The 14,431-nt window shown below is 39.4% G+C and carries 13 protein-coding genes and 1 riboswitch; of the genes, 10 read left to right on the top strand and 3 right to left on the bottom strand.

The annotated features are described in order from the left end of the window. Positions 1-65 precede the first annotated feature (65 nt). From cobM to K322_RS20715, 5 genes are all read left to right on the top strand, one after another. Positions 66-1,886 carry a precorrin-4 C(11)-methyltransferase gene (cobM, locus tag K322_RS0116985; protein ID WP_035332334.1) on the top strand — a complete coding sequence of 607 codons (1,821 nt, stop codon included), beginning with the start codon at positions 66-68 and terminating at the stop codon, positions 1,884-1,886. A gap of 56 nt (positions 1,887-1,942) precedes the next feature. Beyond that, on the top strand, positions 1,943-2,374 hold the full coding sequence (locus tag K322_RS0116980) for a C-GCAxxG-C-C family protein (RefSeq protein WP_026627950.1): 432 nt from the start codon (positions 1,943-1,945) through the stop codon (positions 2,372-2,374). Between the two features lie 4 nt (positions 2,375-2,378). Continuing rightward, the gene (cobT, locus tag K322_RS0116975; RefSeq protein ID WP_026627949.1) at positions 2,379-3,416 is read left to right on the top strand and encodes a nicotinate-nucleotide--dimethylbenzimidazole phosphoribosyltransferase; all 1,038 of its coding nucleotides are present in this window, start codon (positions 2,379-2,381) and stop codon (positions 3,414-3,416) included. Between the two features lie 138 nt (positions 3,417-3,554). Further along, the gene (locus K322_RS0116970) at positions 3,555-4,493 is read left to right on the top strand and encodes an SPFH domain-containing protein (RefSeq protein ID WP_026627948.1); all 939 of its coding nucleotides are present in this window, start codon (positions 3,555-3,557) and stop codon (positions 4,491-4,493) included. A 28-nt stretch (positions 4,494-4,521) separates the two neighbouring features. Next, positions 4,522-4,698, top strand: coding sequence for a ribbon-helix-helix domain-containing protein (locus K322_RS20715; protein WP_084158603.1), 177 nt, complete (start codon positions 4,522-4,524; stop codon positions 4,696-4,698). 89 nt (positions 4,699-4,787) lie between these two features. Here the strand turns inward: K322_RS20715 and K322_RS0116960 are convergent, their stop codons facing one another. Together K322_RS0116960 and K322_RS0116955 are read right to left on the bottom strand one after the other, a co-directional pair. Further along, positions 4,788-5,171 (bottom strand): DUF3037 domain-containing protein, encoded by a 384-nt coding sequence (locus K322_RS0116960; RefSeq protein WP_026627947.1) that lies wholly within the window; start codon positions 5,169-5,171, stop codon positions 4,788-4,790. After that, positions 5,149-5,931 carry a HipA family kinase gene (locus K322_RS0116955; RefSeq protein WP_026627946.1) on the bottom strand — a complete coding sequence of 261 codons (783 nt, stop codon included), beginning with the start codon at positions 5,929-5,931 and terminating at the stop codon, positions 5,149-5,151. The genes K322_RS0116960 and K322_RS0116955 overlap by 23 nt, the downstream gene beginning before the upstream one ends. 674 nt (positions 5,932-6,605) lie before the next feature. Further along, positions 6,606-6,920: riboswitch (cobalamin riboswitch) on the top strand. A 123-nt stretch (positions 6,921-7,043) separates the two neighbouring features. On the opposite strand from K322_RS0116955, the gene K322_RS0116950 reads away from it, so the two are divergent. From K322_RS0116950 to cbiD, 5 genes are read left to right on the top strand one after another with little or no spacing between them, the layout of a single operon-like run. Then, complete coding sequence (locus K322_RS0116950; RefSeq protein WP_026627945.1) at positions 7,044-7,757, top strand: precorrin-2 C(20)-methyltransferase; 714 nt, start codon at positions 7,044-7,046, stop codon at positions 7,755-7,757. Beyond that, positions 7,754-8,902 carry an ABC transporter substrate-binding protein gene (locus tag K322_RS0116945; protein ID WP_026627944.1) on the top strand — a complete coding sequence of 383 codons (1,149 nt, stop codon included), beginning with the start codon at positions 7,754-7,756 and terminating at the stop codon, positions 8,900-8,902. The genes K322_RS0116950 and K322_RS0116945 overlap by 4 nt, the downstream gene beginning before the upstream one ends. Further along, entirely contained in the window at positions 8,899-9,936 is a 1,038-nt protein-coding gene (locus tag K322_RS0116940) for an iron ABC transporter permease (RefSeq protein WP_026627943.1), read from the top strand. Before K322_RS0116945 ends, K322_RS0116940 begins: the two co-directional genes overlap by 4 nt. Next, positions 9,936-10,937 (top strand): ABC transporter ATP-binding protein, encoded by a 1,002-nt coding sequence (locus tag K322_RS0116935; RefSeq protein WP_026627942.1) that lies wholly within the window; start codon positions 9,936-9,938, stop codon positions 10,935-10,937. The genes K322_RS0116940 and K322_RS0116935 overlap by 1 nt, the downstream gene beginning before the upstream one ends. 2 nt (positions 10,938-10,939) lie before the next feature. After that, entirely contained in the window at positions 10,940-12,766 is a 1,827-nt protein-coding gene (gene cbiD / locus K322_RS0116930) for a cobalt-precorrin-5B (C(1))-methyltransferase CbiD (protein ID WP_026627941.1), read from the top strand. Here the strand turns inward: cbiD and K322_RS0116925 are convergent. Next, a complete protein-coding gene (locus tag K322_RS0116925; protein ID WP_026627940.1) occupies positions 12,753-14,360 on the bottom strand; it encodes an ankyrin repeat domain-containing protein in 1,608 nt (535 codons plus the stop codon). The genes cbiD and K322_RS0116925 overlap by 14 nt on opposite strands. Positions 14,361-14,431: the final 71 nt, after the last annotated feature.

The raw sequence follows: 14,431 nt of genomic DNA, 5'->3' as shown, positions 1-14,431 counted from the left end.
AATACGCCCCTACAGACTTAACAATCAACAGTTCAATAAATAAGTAGAAAAAAATAAGAAAGAATATGATAAAAACAGCCATAATACTGACATCTGAAGTGAGTTTGCCGATGGCGGAAGCAATAAAGAAAGATGTTCTGTATTCCGAGATTTATTCTAAGTCGGAAATCAAAAATACTGTTACAATAGCATCTATTAATGATTGTATAAAAGATATTTTCGATAAAGTAGATGCTATAATATTTATCGGGGCAATGGGAATCTGTATTCGTAGTATAGCCCCTTATATAAAGGACAAGCATACCGATCCGGCAATAGTAAATATCGACAGTACAGGACGATATGTAGTATCTGTATTGTCGGGTCATGTAGGTGGGGCAAATGACTTGACTAAACGTTTGGCTCTTATTACAGGCGGTGAGGCAGTAATTACCACACAAAGCGACAATACAAATCTTTGGGCATTAGATACTATTGGTTCGAAATTCGACTGGAAAACCAGCTCTAATGCAGACAATTTCAATCATCCATTGACTGCTTTTGTGAATAAGAAAGCTACTGCTCTTTTATTGGATGTGGCGGATGAAGGAACTCAGTATCTTGAACGTACTAAGCCCGATCATGTAAAGGTTTTCTACAAATACGAAGATATTAATCAGTCTGAATTTGAACTGCTGATTGCTGTAACTCCGTTTTTATATTCCGATGCTCGTTTGCAGATTATATATTATCATCCTCAGATACTGCATTTAGGAGTGGGATGTCGTAAGCAATGCCAACCGGAAGGAATATTCGATTATATTTCGGCTGAATTACAAAAACTGAATATTGCAAAAGAATCTATAAAAGATATTTCTACAATAGACCTGAAGAAAGACGAACCATTATTGGCTGATTTACACGCGCATTTTAATAATTTACCTGTAAACATCTATACATCCGAAGACCTGAAAGATATAGAAGTGCCCAATCCGTCGGAGAAAGTCGAAGAAGTAACTTCAGTGCAAGGAGTATCTGAATCTACAGCCATAAAGAGTGCAGATGGAGGTCAACTTGTTATTGAAAAACAAAAAGGAAAATTGAGCGAAGGCAACGACTTTACGTTTGCTGTTGCAATAGATAATCATGCCATTAGACAGGGACATATCGAGATTGTAGGTGCAGGACCCGGCGATCCGGATTTGATCTCGGTAAAAGGACGTCATTTTCTCGAAGCTGCCGATCTGATCCTTTATGCCGGAAGCCTTGTTCCTGTAGAATTGACCTATTGTGCAAAACAAGGAGCAGTAGTGCGCAGTTCGGCGTCGATGGATTTGGAAGAGCAATTCGAGACCATGAAAGAATTTTATGATCAAGGAAAACTCGTTGTGCGTTTACATACCGGCGATCCTTGTATATATGGAGCTATTCAAGAGCAAATGGCATATTTCGATCAGTACAATATGTCGTATCATATTACTCCGGGTATATCGTCATTTCAGGCAGCTGCGGCTGCTTTGGAGTCGCAATTTACGATTCCCGAAAAGGTACAGACGATCATCCTCACTCGTGGTGAAGGTCGTACACCCATGCCCGAAAAAGAGAAACTGCACATGCTTGCCCGTTCGCAAAGTACAATGTGTATTTTCCTTAGTGCCACTGTTGTAGATCAGGTTCAGACTGAGTTATTAGAACATTATCCGCCTACAACACCTGTTGCAGCTTGCTATAAGTTGACATGGAAAGATCAACGTATCTACAGAGGTGAATTAAAAGATCTGGCGAAAATTATCAAGGACAATAAACTTACACTTACCACGATGATCGTAGTAGGTGAGGCTATTGATAACCGGAAGGGACTGTCGAAGTTATATTCTCATAAATTTAAACATTTGTTCAGAAGGTAATCATTGATAACCCATCTGATTTGAGTATTTTTGATCGATCAAAAAAAAACGAGTCAATGCAGGAAGATAGAATAAATAAAGCACTCGAATTACATAAACAAGGCTTTAATTGTGCTCAATCGGTTTTTGTAGCTTATTCTGATATTTATAATCTCGATAAAGATATTGCTTTACGCCTTTCAACCTCCTTTGGTGGAGGTATCGGTGGCATGCGTCATGTTTGTGGTGCGGTGTCGGGGATGGCTATGATAGCAGGATTGGAAACAGGAACTTATACCCCTCATGATAAAGATGGTAAGAAACAAAACTACGATGTGGTGAAATTTCTTGCCGGAGAATTTGAAAAAGAGCATGGATCTATTATCTGTAAACAATTGCTGGGATTGGAAGAATGCCCTACTGTGACAAAGAAAAAGCCTTGCGATGAATACATCCGCTATTGTGCGCAACTTATCGAAGAAAAGTTACTAAATAAAGAAATTATATAATACAATGTTACAATTCAATATCGAAAAGCCCAAGGACGAAATTCGTTCTTATCTACAAGAAAAAATAGATAATCTGACTAAACCTAAAGGTTCGTTGGGAGTTCTGGAAGATCTTGCCATGCAAATTGGTTGGGTACAACAGACTTTAGAGCCTAAACTTACGCATCCTTGCCACATAGTTTTTGCAGGAGATCACGGGATTGCAGCCGAAGGAGTAAGCCCTTCTCCACAGGAAGTAACTTATCAGATGGTTGCTAATTTTTGGGCAGGAGGAGCAGGTATTAATTTTTTGGCACGTCAGCATAATATCGACTTACATATTGTGGATTCGGGGGTTAATTTCGACTTTAAGCCAACAGATCCTATTATTGATAAAAAGATAAGAAAGAGCACAAACAACTATCTTCACGAAGCGGCTATGACTCGCGAAGAAATGGGATTAGCTATCGAAAGAGGTGCAGAATGTGCTCAGGCTTGTTTCGATAAGGGGTGTAATATAATCGGATTCGGCGAAATGGGTATTACCAATACTTCGTCTTCGGCATTATGGATGTCTTATCTGGCAAATATTCCTTTGGCTGATTGTGTAGGTGCAGGCTGTGATGATTCGGGTAAAATTATTGAACATAAATACCGCGTACTCAAACAATCTCAGGAAAACTACAAAGGTGATGGTTCGGTTGAAGATATTATCCGCTATTTCGGAGGATTTGAAATGGTGATGGCTGTAGGTGCTATGCTGAAAGCTGCCGAGTTGAAAATGATTATATTAATAGACGGATTTATAATGACTAACTGTTTGTTAGCTGCATCGAAACTTAACAGTAATGTATTGCATTATGCTGTATTTGGTCATCAGGGCGATGAGATTGGCCACAAACTGATTCTAAGGCATCTGGATGCAAGACCGATTCTTCATCTTAGTTTCCGATTGGGAGAAGGTACAGGCGCACTGTGTGCTTATCCGATTGTAGATTCTTCGGTACGTATGATTAACGAAATGAATTCATTTAAAAAAATACAGGTTACCAAGTATTTCTAAGGTAATAACCTGATACAAATATAACGAGGGGTAGATTGTTCAGATCTGCTCCTCGTTTTTTATTTAGCTAAATGTTTGTTTCTTATTGAAAAATATGTTTTATTTGTGATATCAAAATAATATCATAAATATATTAATATGAAAATAGGAGAGAAAAAATTTGAAGGAGCGTGTTTATCGGGATTTCTTGCTTTATTTGTGTTGTTGGCTCTATTAGTAGCCAGTTGTTATATGTTTACTCAAGGGATGGTTGTATTATACATTATAGCTATAATCGGAATAGTCGTTTCTGTAATTGGAATGTTTGGATTTATGATTATAGAACCTAATGATGTCCGTGTGATGATGTTTTTCGGGAAATATAAGGGAACTAATTCTAATAACGGATTTTTCTGGGTAAATCCTTTTTATTCGAAAAAGAAGGTTACACTCCGTGCCCGAAATTTGGATATAGCCCCTATAAAAGTGAACGATAAGGTGGGCAATCCCATAATGATAGGAGCCGTTTTGGTATGGAGAGTAAAAGATTCATACAAGGCTACTTTCGATATAGATACATCGTCGATGAATAACATGTCGGCACAAACCGCAGCCGGTCAGTTTAGTAACAGAATGAAATCGTACGAAAACTTTGTGAAAATACAGAGTGATGCCGCATTGAGACAAGTTGCCGGAATGTATGCCTACGATGATAACGAAAATGGTGTTAATGGTGCTGTAACATTACGTTCCGATAATGGCGAAATTAGCGAAAGGCTTGAGCAAGAACTAAACAGCCGACTCGAAATTGCAGGTATAGAAGTTGTTGAGGCCAGAATCAATTATTTGGCTTATGCAGCCGAAATAGCCAGTGTAATGCTTCGCAGGCAGCAAGCTGATGCTATAATTTCGGCACGAGAAAAAATTGTAGAAGGAGCTGTAAGCATGGTTCAACTGGCTTTAGCAAAATTAGAGAAAGAAAATGTGGTGGAATTGGATGAAGAGCGTAAAGCTGCCATGGTGAGTAACCTTTTGGTAGTATTATGCGCTGATGAAGCGGCTCAGCCAATAGTTAATGCCGGAACATTGCATCATTAACGTTTGAAATCATAATTAATACTTTATTGTGGCAAAAAAAGAAAAAGATACTACCGTTAAAAGTTTCGTTCTTCGAGTCAGTCCCGAAACCATGGAAGCTCTTGAGAAATGGGCTGCCGATGAATTTCGAAGCACTAATGGACAGATACAGTATATTCTTGATCAGGCCTTACGTAAAGCCGGACGAATAGCTAAACCTAAGTAAGTATTGGTCAGATCTATAAAAAAGACTGCGAGAATATATGTTTTTAGATATATTCTCGCAGTCTTTTTATCTGGTAATCTCAACTTTCTTTACAATACCAATTCTTCAAATAAAGATTGTACTGTAGCATCCAGATCGTCCGAAAATCCTGTATGAGGACGTGATGTTTGTATACAAGCACTCTTAACAGCTGTCAGCCAACGGAATCGTTCGGGAATATCCATCGAAGCTATTACTCCGCAGCCTTTTTCGCCGTGTGCTGTTTTTTCGAAAGCCTGTAATGCCGAATCTACTGCATCAAAATCCAACTCTTTGTTGAATAGACTTAAACGATTGATATCGAGAATGTATCTCATCTTTATATACTTAGCCTTTTTCGAGAATAAGATAATCCCGACATTGATAAATTCTTCGCGCTCCACCTTTGGCACTACACGAATGACCGCATATTCATATAAGTGCTTTTCTTGCATCCTGAGCCGCTTTTACGAACAAATCCGAATGATGGATTCGCTCTGTTAAGAAATTATAGTATACATTCTTTATCTCTTCGGGGCTTTCTTCTTCACCTCCCCAGTTGAGCCAGTCGTTAGGCAAAAGATTGGTCATCTCCCTGATTTTTTCGTCAGTCAATATTGCTTTGAATTCCTTATCCACAGATTCTAATTCCGAGGCATAAGGAAGCAATACATGATCTTTGATTTGTGGAAAGGGACTGACTGCATACTTTTCGTAATTCACCCAAGAATGATGGAAATAAAGTGATGCACCGTGATCTATCAGCCACAACTCTTTATTCCAATACAGCATATTGGTATTTCGGGCAGTACGATCTACATTTGTCAGAAAAGCATCGAGCCACACTACTTGTGATGCTAATTTCGAATCTACTTTTGTCATTACAGGGTCGAACGTAAGTGCTCCCGACAAAAAGTGTAATCCGAGATTCAAACCTCTGCTTCCTTGCAGCAGGTCTTGTATTTCTTCATCGCCTTCGGTACGCCCGAAAGCTTCATCGAGATTGATAAATACATATTCGGGCACCTTGAATCCGAGAGTGTGGGCAACTACTCCTCCCAAGAGTTCCGATACCAGTGCTTTGGTTCCATGCCCTGTTCCCCTGAATTTCAGAACATACTTAAACCCGTCGTCGGCATCGGCCAATGCCGGTAGTGACCCTCCTTCTCGTAGGGGCATTATATATCTGGTTACATTTACTGTACGTAAATCCATAGTTTTGACCTTTCTATTACTTAGAAAGCAAAGATAAATGTTTCTTTTTTATTGTACCGATTTATAATTCATGCAAATCAGTATAAAAATGTTGGTTTTATTTATATAATCGGATTTACTTCATAACTAACGCACCCTACCGGGTTTGTTTTTCATTTTGCCTTGATGCAAAACGAAACAAAAAATCAAGACCGCGCCTCCAGCCCGACCCGTTACATGCTCGAAAGCTAAGACAAATAAAAATGATTATCGCCGATGTCTATTTGTCTTTTAACGCTTTCTTCTCACAACGGGTACCCCGGACTTCCGACGATGTCGACAGCCTGACGGGCGTCAGCCAAGCGGCGTCAACTGTAGGTGCGAGGTATCCGTTCTGTGCAGCAAGGCGTAAAGAATAAAATGTGAAGTCCGATAGGACGACTTTATTTTATTCCGCCTGCAAACAGGTAACGGATCGCACCGAAAGTGTGCCGCAAAAGACTTTTAGCTTCCTTTTGGGGCTTAGGCCAAAAGGAACACAAGCAATCTATGATTGCGCGTAGTACAAAAGAAAAGAACGTTTTAAGTAGTGAGGGCAGAGTCAAATTTATTAGAATTATGCCGAGTCTCTCAAAACGACTAATGTAATTGAACCTTTTAGTTCTTAAATCTAACTACAGATTGGTATAATTCCTTATCTTTGCAATCGTTTTGGTGCTGCTGTCCGTATTCGCGGAGAGTAGTGAAAAGGGAATCAGGTGAAAGTCCTGAACAGACCCGCTGCTGTAATCTCTATTCAGTTAACAGTTAACAGTAATCGGTTAACAATAATACTGAGAAAATTTTTGAGCAAGACTCAATATCCACTGTCAGAAACAGTGAACAGTTAGAAATAAAAGTCAACAATAAATAAATTGCTAATTGATATTTGCTAACTGCTAACTGTCAAAGATGGGAAGGTGCTCAGAAACGGAGTAAGTCAGAAGACCTGCCAATACATAATACGTTTAAGGCTCGTGGTAAAGGCTGTAAACATTCACAGATTTGAATCTCTGTTTTTTACGATTCGGTTTTCTGAATATAACATCCTGTACCAAAGAGTGTAATCAAAAACAATATTTTTGAAAGAAAGAATAATGTACCCAATTACCTTTGTATCACTTGGTCCCGGAGAAGCTGAGCTAATAACGCTTAAAGGCTTGAAAGCCCTTCAAACTGCCGATTGTATTTATTATCCAGCAACTATATCGAAAGAGGGAACAGTATCTTCTCGTGCCTTAGATATCATGTCCGAGTTGGATATTGATACCCGAAAAGGAATACCTTTTCATGTTCCTATGAGTAAAGATCGCACCAAAGCTATTGCGGCATATGCCAATGTAGCTAAGGATGCCGAACTACAGTATAAGGATAGCAAAAAAGTAGCCATTGTAGCTGAAGGCGATGCCGGATTTTATTCTTCTATACATTATATATTCGAAACATTAGAACAAGACAACATTCCCGTAAACAGAGTAGCAGGTGTGCCGGCATTTATTGCCGCAGGTGCTTTAGCCGGAATACATGTAGTCAAACTCGAAGAAGAGTTGAATGTTGTTCCGGGAATTATTTCGTCTGATGAACTTACCGAAAAAATTAATCTCGGAAAAGTGATAGTGATTATGAAAGTATCGTTATGTGCCGATGCTATCAAAGAGTGTATCGGTAATAACAAGAATGCCGTTTTTCACTACTTCGAAAATGTAGGAGTAAAAGATCTGGAATATTATACAACCGATATTCAAGAAATTTTAAAACGCAAGATACCCTATTTTTCTTTAATGATAATTCAAGGAAATCCTTTATGAAAAAGTTTCTTATACTTCAACTTACCATCGTAACAGCTATTCTGCTCAGCGGTTGCGGTAATAAACGCAATGATGGCAATGCGTCGTCCGATACCTCGTCTAACGAAAACAGAGAAAAGGTCGAGATAAAATATGCACAAGGGTTTAAAGTAACCGATAAGGGTACTTACCGACTGGTGGATATTGAAGACCCTCAGCACGAAAGCAAGATGACTTATCATTATGCTTTAGTTGACAGAGGACAGAGCCACGATGGTATTCCTCAGAATTATACGGTAATAGAAACACCCGTTCGGAGTGTTATTTGTATGACTACTTTGCAGTTGGCAAACTTTATCAAGCTCGATGCTACCGATAAAGTGGTGGGAATGACAAGTACACATTATCTGTTCAACGAAAAGATGAAAGAACAGATTAAGAACGGAAAAACAGGGCAGATAGGTATAGAAGGAAATTTTGATAGTGAGCTGATTCTGGCTTTACACCCTGATATTATTTTGGTATCTCCATTCAAGAGAGGAGGATATGAAACCATTAAAGACTTAGAAATTCCTCTGGTTACTTTCTTGGGTTATAAAGAAACAACACCGCTCGGACAAGCAGAATGGTTGAAATTTACAGCCATGCTTTTAGGACAGGAGAAGCAAGCAAATGAACAGTTTGCCGATATAGAAAAGAAATATCTGGATCTCGAAAAACTGTGTGAATCGGTTAAAGAGAGACCAACAGTATTGAGTGGCGAAATGCGTTCGGGTAACTGGTATGTAGTTGGAGGTAAAAGTTATCTTGCAGAGCAGTTTTACGATGCAGGAGCACAATATTTCCTGAAAGATAATACCGAAACAGGTGGTCTGAATATGGAATTTGAATCGGTTTATGCACAAGGCGCAAATGCCGATTATTGGCGTATGTTAGTAAGTCATACCGGTGATTATTCGTACGATGTAATGAAGCAGAGCGATGCCAGATATGCAGACTTTAAAGCATTTAAAGAGAAAAAAGTAGTGTGCTGTAACCTGCGTCAAAAGCCGTTTTACGAAAAAGCACCAGTTGAACCCGAAGTGGTATTGGCAGACTTAATCAAAGCTTTTCATCCCGAATTGCTGCCCGATCATCAACCAGTGTATTACGAATTGTTGAAATGACCTCGAAACAAAATACGATATCATTTTCAGTTATATTTATCTCGATTATAGCTTTCTTCCTTCTCAACTTGGTGTTAGGTACAATCGCTATACCCATACGCTCCATCTGGAATATTTTGTGGAATATAGGAGATGAGTCTGTTATCTGGCAGAATATCGTATGGAAATCGAGATTTCCTCAAACAATTACAGCCTTATTTGCCGGAGCAGGATTAGCTATAAGCGGCTTGCAGATGCAAACAGTATTCCGCAACCCACTGGCAGGACCATCCGAATTGGGTATCAGTTCGGGTGCAAGTTTAGGAGTTGCTCTTATGATTTTACTATCGGGTAGTATCGGAGGTATGGCTTTGAGCCGCATCGGATTTTTTGGAGAAATAGCCATCTCTGTTGCAGCTATTTTGGGTGCATTTATCGTGATGACTATTATTATAGCAATATCGCAACGTGTAAGAGGCAATGTTATATTATTGATCATCGGAGTAATGATCGGCTATATTGCGAGTGCAATTATCGGAGTGCTTAAATTCTTCAGTAACGACGAAGATGTCCGCGCTTATGTCATTTGGGGATTGGGAAGTTTCTCTAAGGTATCGGGTAATCAGGTGTATACTTTCGTTGCAGTGATGGCTGTGCTTATCCCATTGTCTTTTCTGTTGATCAAAACGCTCAATCTGATGCTCTTGGGCGAAGGTTATGCCCGTAATTTAGGATTAAACATAAAGCGGGCACGACTCTATACTATCATCTGTTCGTGTATTCTTACAGCTATTATAACCGCATACTGCGGACCTATTGTATTTTTAGGATTGGCAGTACCTCATCTGTGCAGAACCATATTTCGTACATCCGATCATCGTATACTTATGCCTGCCGTTACACTTACGGGTGCATCCTTGGCTCTGTTGTGTAACCTGATAGCACGTATGCCCGGATTCGAAGGTGCATTGCCTATCAATTCGGTTACGGCTTTGATAGGTGCACCGATAGTTATATCGGTATTGTTCGGTAAACGTAAAAACGAAATAAGCTGATGAGTAAGCAGAAAACCATAGAATTGCAAAATCTTTCGATAGGTTACATCACAAAGAAAGAACGAAAGGTTGTTGCTGAAGGCATTACAGCCAATATACAGAGCGGCGAGCTTACTTGCTTATTAGGTGCAAACGGTATCGGTAAGTCGACATTGTTGCGTACCCTTTCGGCTTTTCAGCCTAAGTTGGCAGGAGAGGTGTTTGTGCAAGGTAAAGAAATAGCGTCTTATACAGAAAAGCAATTATCGAAATTATTGAGCGTTGTATTAACCGAAAAATGCGATGTCAAAAATATGTCGGCTCGTGAGCTTATCGGCTTGGGACGTAGTCCTTATACTGGTTTCTGGGGGACGCTGAACGAAGATGATAAGCAAATGGTAGATAAAGCTATTTCGCTCGTCAAAATAGAGAATCTGGCTAATCGTATGGTAGATACTCTTAGCGATGGCGAACGTCAAAAGGTAATGATTGCCAAAGCATTGGCGCAAGATACCCCGATTATATTTTTGGACGAACCTACCGCCTTTCTCGACTTTCCGAGTAAGGTGGAAATTATGCAGTTATTACATCGTTTATCGCGGAAAACGAACAAAACAATTTTTCTTTCTACTCACGATCTCGAACTGGCATTACAGATTGCAGATAAGATATGGCTTATAGATAAGCAGTCGAGTGTAACAATCGGTACCCCCGAAGATCTCTCATTGAGCGGAAAACTCAGCTCATTCTTTGCCCGAAAAGGAATAATATTCGATGAAGAATCAGGATTGTTTCGGGTCGAGAATTCGTATAACAGGAAGATCAGGCTTAGTGGTCATGGTCAGCTTTACACTATGGTACGTAAGGCTTTACTTCGCAATGGTGTGTTAGCAGATCGTATTGTCGAGTCGGATGATTGTATAGAAGTTGATAATAAAAACAGAAGCATATCTCTTTTCCGGCAGGGATTTACTCCCGTAACAGTGGAATCGATAGAACATCTTCTGGATATATATATTTAATTATGATACTTATTCTCGGAGGAACAACCGAAGGACGTCATGCTGTTACTGTTTGTGACGAAGCCTCTAAACCATATTACTATTCAACTAAAGGTGAATCTCAGGAAATTACTTGTGTACATGGTATCCGTTTGACGGGTGCAATGGACGAAGATACTATGTCGACCTTTTGTCGGGAGAATGACATTCACTTGATTGTTGATGCGGCTCATCCTTTTGCGGAAGTACTTCATCAGATTATAGCCAAGGTTTCTAAAGAGTTATCGATACCCGTTGCCCGTTATGAGAGAAATTATCCCGAACATAGCGATAATCTTATTTGGTGCGATACATACGATGAGGCGATTGAATACCTCGAAAATCATAAGATAGATAATCTGCTCGCTTTGACAGGTGTAAATACTTTGGCAAAGCTGAAGCGATACTGGCAGAATCACGAAACATGGTTCAGAATACTGGACAGGGACGAATCGAGAGGGATAGTCGAAAAAACGGAATATCCTTTCGACCGGATTATCTACTATCAACAAGGTGAGGATGAAATCCCTTTGTTCGAAAAGCTCAAACCTGAAGCTATTATCACCAAAGAAAGTGGCGAATCAGGCGGATTTATGCAGAAAGTTGAGGCTGCCGAAAAGCTGGGTATTCCTGTTATAGTCGTGAAACGTCCTAAGCTGGACGAATCTTTTATTTCGGTGTACGGTGAGAATGGTTTGCGGAAGTTTATCGAAAGAGCAGTCCCCGATTTCTTCGAACTTCGTACCGGATACACCACAGGTACATATGCAACCGCAGCAACTAAAGCTGCATTGACAGCCTTACTTACTAAATCGGCATGGAATGAGATAAGTGTGACTCTTCCCAGTGGCGAATGGGTATACATTCCTATTACTTCTACATCGTGGGGAGACAACGAAGTATCTTGTACCGTCATTAAAGATGCAGGTGATGATCCGGATGCTACCAATAAGCAGGCGATAGTATCTACAGTTAGACTGAATACCGAATCGAGAGGAGTACGTTTCCTACAAGGAAAAGGAGTGGGAGTAGTAACCCTGCCCGGACTCGGAATAGAAATAGGTGAACCTGCAATAAATGCTACCCCTCGTAAGATGATTAAACGTGAGGTATTTAAAGTATTACGGCATAATCAATATTTACTTCCCGATCAGAGTGTACGTATCGGTGTAGATGTAACCATATCAGTACCTAATGGCGAAGAAATTGCTAAACGAACCTTCAACCCGAAATTGGGCATTATGGGAGGAATTTCTATCATTGGAACATCGGGAGTGGTAAAACCATTTTCGGCAGATGCTTTCCTTCGCTCTATTCGCAGAGAAATGGATGTCGCAAAAGCCTTGAAATGCGAACGGATTGTTATAAACTCAGGAGCAAAAAGCGAAAAGTTTGTGAAGAGTATTTATCCCGAATTACCGTCTCAGGGCTTTATTCATTACGGGAATTTTATCGGAGAAACTATCAAGATTGCATCCGAATTGGGTTTTAAATATGTTACAATGGGTATCATGTTAGGTAAAGCGGTTAAGCTTGCCGAAGGTTCACTTGATACTCACAGCAAGAAGGTTGTGATGAACAAAGTATTTCTGACCGAAGTTTCAAAAGAGGCAAAATGTTCGCCGGAGACTATCGATGCCATACAAGGTATCACATTGGCTCGCCAGTTATGGGATATAATAAAGGAAGATGAAAGAGAATTTTTTTCAATAATTATACGTAAATGTCATCAAGTATGTGCAACACTTTTACCTGCAGGAGAATTAACAATACTGTTGATTGATGAAGATGGTGCTATTACGAGTTTGTAAGTGGTTTTTTCTCTGACTTCTTTTTGGGTTTATTACCTCTTGGTTTATGTCTTTTTATACTCTCCAAAAATATTGATACACGTTCGTCTCTTTCTCTGTAATTTTCAACCATCAAATAAAGTGAACGTTTGTAGACTGCTCTTATGTAAGTAGGTTTAATGCTTTTCCATAGACTCTCGAGATGAGGAAGTAAACCTTCATTACCCAATACCTGCTCAATCTGTTCATCCGTATGATTTTCGAGACAGCGCATATACCACATCATCCTGCGCACCGATTTTTCGTGTTCATTACATAGCAGGATCGGATTGATCATATCTTCGATAGTAAGGAATTCGATCTCTATATTTGTTGTTGAGTCAACCGACCATCCTTTCGCATCTGTTGTTTTCGTTTTTGATGCCGATACAGCGGGTTGAGGCTTTTGTGCTGACTTTCGTTGTGTTTTAGCTTTTTTCTGAGGCTTAGGGCGTGTGGGGTTAGGTGGGTTTGCTGTATTATTACGGTTGCGTTTATTCTGATTTTGATTAGGTTGAAGCTGTACTCTGAATAGTTTCCTGAAAATAGTATTCCATGTTGCCCTATTTAGAGAACCGTATTTTCCATAAATGAAAAGTAACACAATGCTGATGCTTACGACCAGATATACAAGTGTTATACGGGCGGTATTTTCTTTCTCTTCCTGCTCGTCATACTCTTTTCTCCAATCTTTGTATTCTTCTACATTCTTTAATGCTTTTTCAAATAACGAATCTCCCCGAGCTTCTTCTCTGGCTTTAGCTTTGGCTTCGTATTCGGGGTCCATATAGTCTGCATAAGCTGCAGACCGGATTGTTTTTTCTTCATTTTTTGAGGTGTTGCTGTCAATCCAGTCATCATATATCTTTATAAAATTTTTTATTGATCTTTGATTTGATCCTGATGTTGCAAATGGCGATTTAAGTAGATTTTCTTCACTTATATCTACTCCGTAATTATCCCAGAAACGAATAACTTCTTTGCGTCCTTTAGGTGTTTGATTTATTAATAGTCCGGTTGATGAAGTTATTGTTAATGCAGCTATATCACGGGCTGTTTTTTTCGAAACCTTTGCTCCTTGCCCTTTTAGATATATAAGCATGCTGTGATCTAGGTTCTTAGATGCCTGCATGAGTGGATTAAGAATCTCATCTTTTGGATTTATTTTAGCCCCTGCCTTTAAAATCTGCCTGACAATTGTTGTATCTTGGGTATTTACAGCAAAGTCGAGTACCGATTGGTGTTGCAGCATCAGCATTCTGACAGGAGACCTGTCATCATTCGATTTTGACTTTATTTTGATTCTGTAATTGGGGTTAGCTCCTGCTTCAATTAATTCTTCTATAATGAGTTTCCTCTTTTTCTGTATCGCATACATTAATATGCTGATGCCGTATTCGTCCGTAATGTTCGGAGAGGAGCTATTTAAGCCTAATTTTACATTGTCGTAATTTCCTGTTTTTACAGCTTGTAATAAATACAATTCATTTTCGCTTACTGCTTCTTTTTGTGAAAAAGCCAGTGAAGAAAAGCATAGAAACAAAATGTATAATACCAATAGCCGAAAGTGGGACATGTAAAGACCGGATAAATGTTGTTAAAATACAAAGATAAACTCTTTCTCCGATGATGAAAATTTTTGCAACT

This window comes from Indolivaga capnocytophagoides DSM 22835, assembly GCF_000426485.1.
Classification (GTDB): Bacteria; Bacteroidota; Bacteroidia; order Bacteroidales; family Dysgonomonadaceae; genus Dysgonomonas_A; species Dysgonomonas_A capnocytophagoides.
Note: the sequence above shows the minus strand (reverse complement) of the source record. Positions and strands in the feature narration are given on the sequence as shown.

What these genes read in the sequence shown, in the direction of transcription:
- K322_RS0116935 (WP_026627942.1), top strand. Translation starts at nt 9,936, where the DNA reads ATGAGTAAGCAGAAAACCATAGAATTGCAAAATCTTTCGATAGGTTAC.
- cobM (WP_035332334.1), top strand. Translation starts at nt 66, where the DNA reads ATGATAAAAACAGCCATAATACTGACATCTGAAGTGAGTTTGCCGATG.
- K322_RS0116925 (WP_026627940.1), bottom strand. Translation starts at nt 14,360, where the DNA reads ATGTCCCACTTTCGGCTATTGGTATTATACATTTTGTTTCTATGCTTT.
- K322_RS0116970 (WP_026627948.1), top strand. Translation starts at nt 3,555, where the DNA reads ATGAAAATAGGAGAGAAAAAATTTGAAGGAGCGTGTTTATCGGGATTT.
- K322_RS0116960 (WP_026627947.1), bottom strand. Translation starts at nt 5,171, where the DNA reads ATGCAAGAAAAGCACTTATATGAATATGCGGTCATTCGTGTAGTGCCA.
- K322_RS0116955 (WP_026627946.1), bottom strand. Translation starts at nt 5,931, where the DNA reads ATGGATTTACGTACAGTAAATGTAACCAGATATATAATGCCCCTACGA.
- K322_RS0116945 (WP_026627944.1), top strand. Translation starts at nt 7,754, where the DNA reads ATGAAAAAGTTTCTTATACTTCAACTTACCATCGTAACAGCTATTCTG.
- cbiD (WP_026627941.1), top strand. Translation starts at nt 10,940, where the DNA reads ATGATACTTATTCTCGGAGGAACAACCGAAGGACGTCATGCTGTTACT.
- K322_RS0116980 (WP_026627950.1), top strand. Translation starts at nt 1,943, where the DNA reads ATGCAGGAAGATAGAATAAATAAAGCACTCGAATTACATAAACAAGGC.
- K322_RS0116940 (WP_026627943.1), top strand. Translation starts at nt 8,899, where the DNA reads ATGACCTCGAAACAAAATACGATATCATTTTCAGTTATATTTATCTCG.
- cobT (WP_026627949.1), top strand. Translation starts at nt 2,379, where the DNA reads ATGTTACAATTCAATATCGAAAAGCCCAAGGACGAAATTCGTTCTTAT.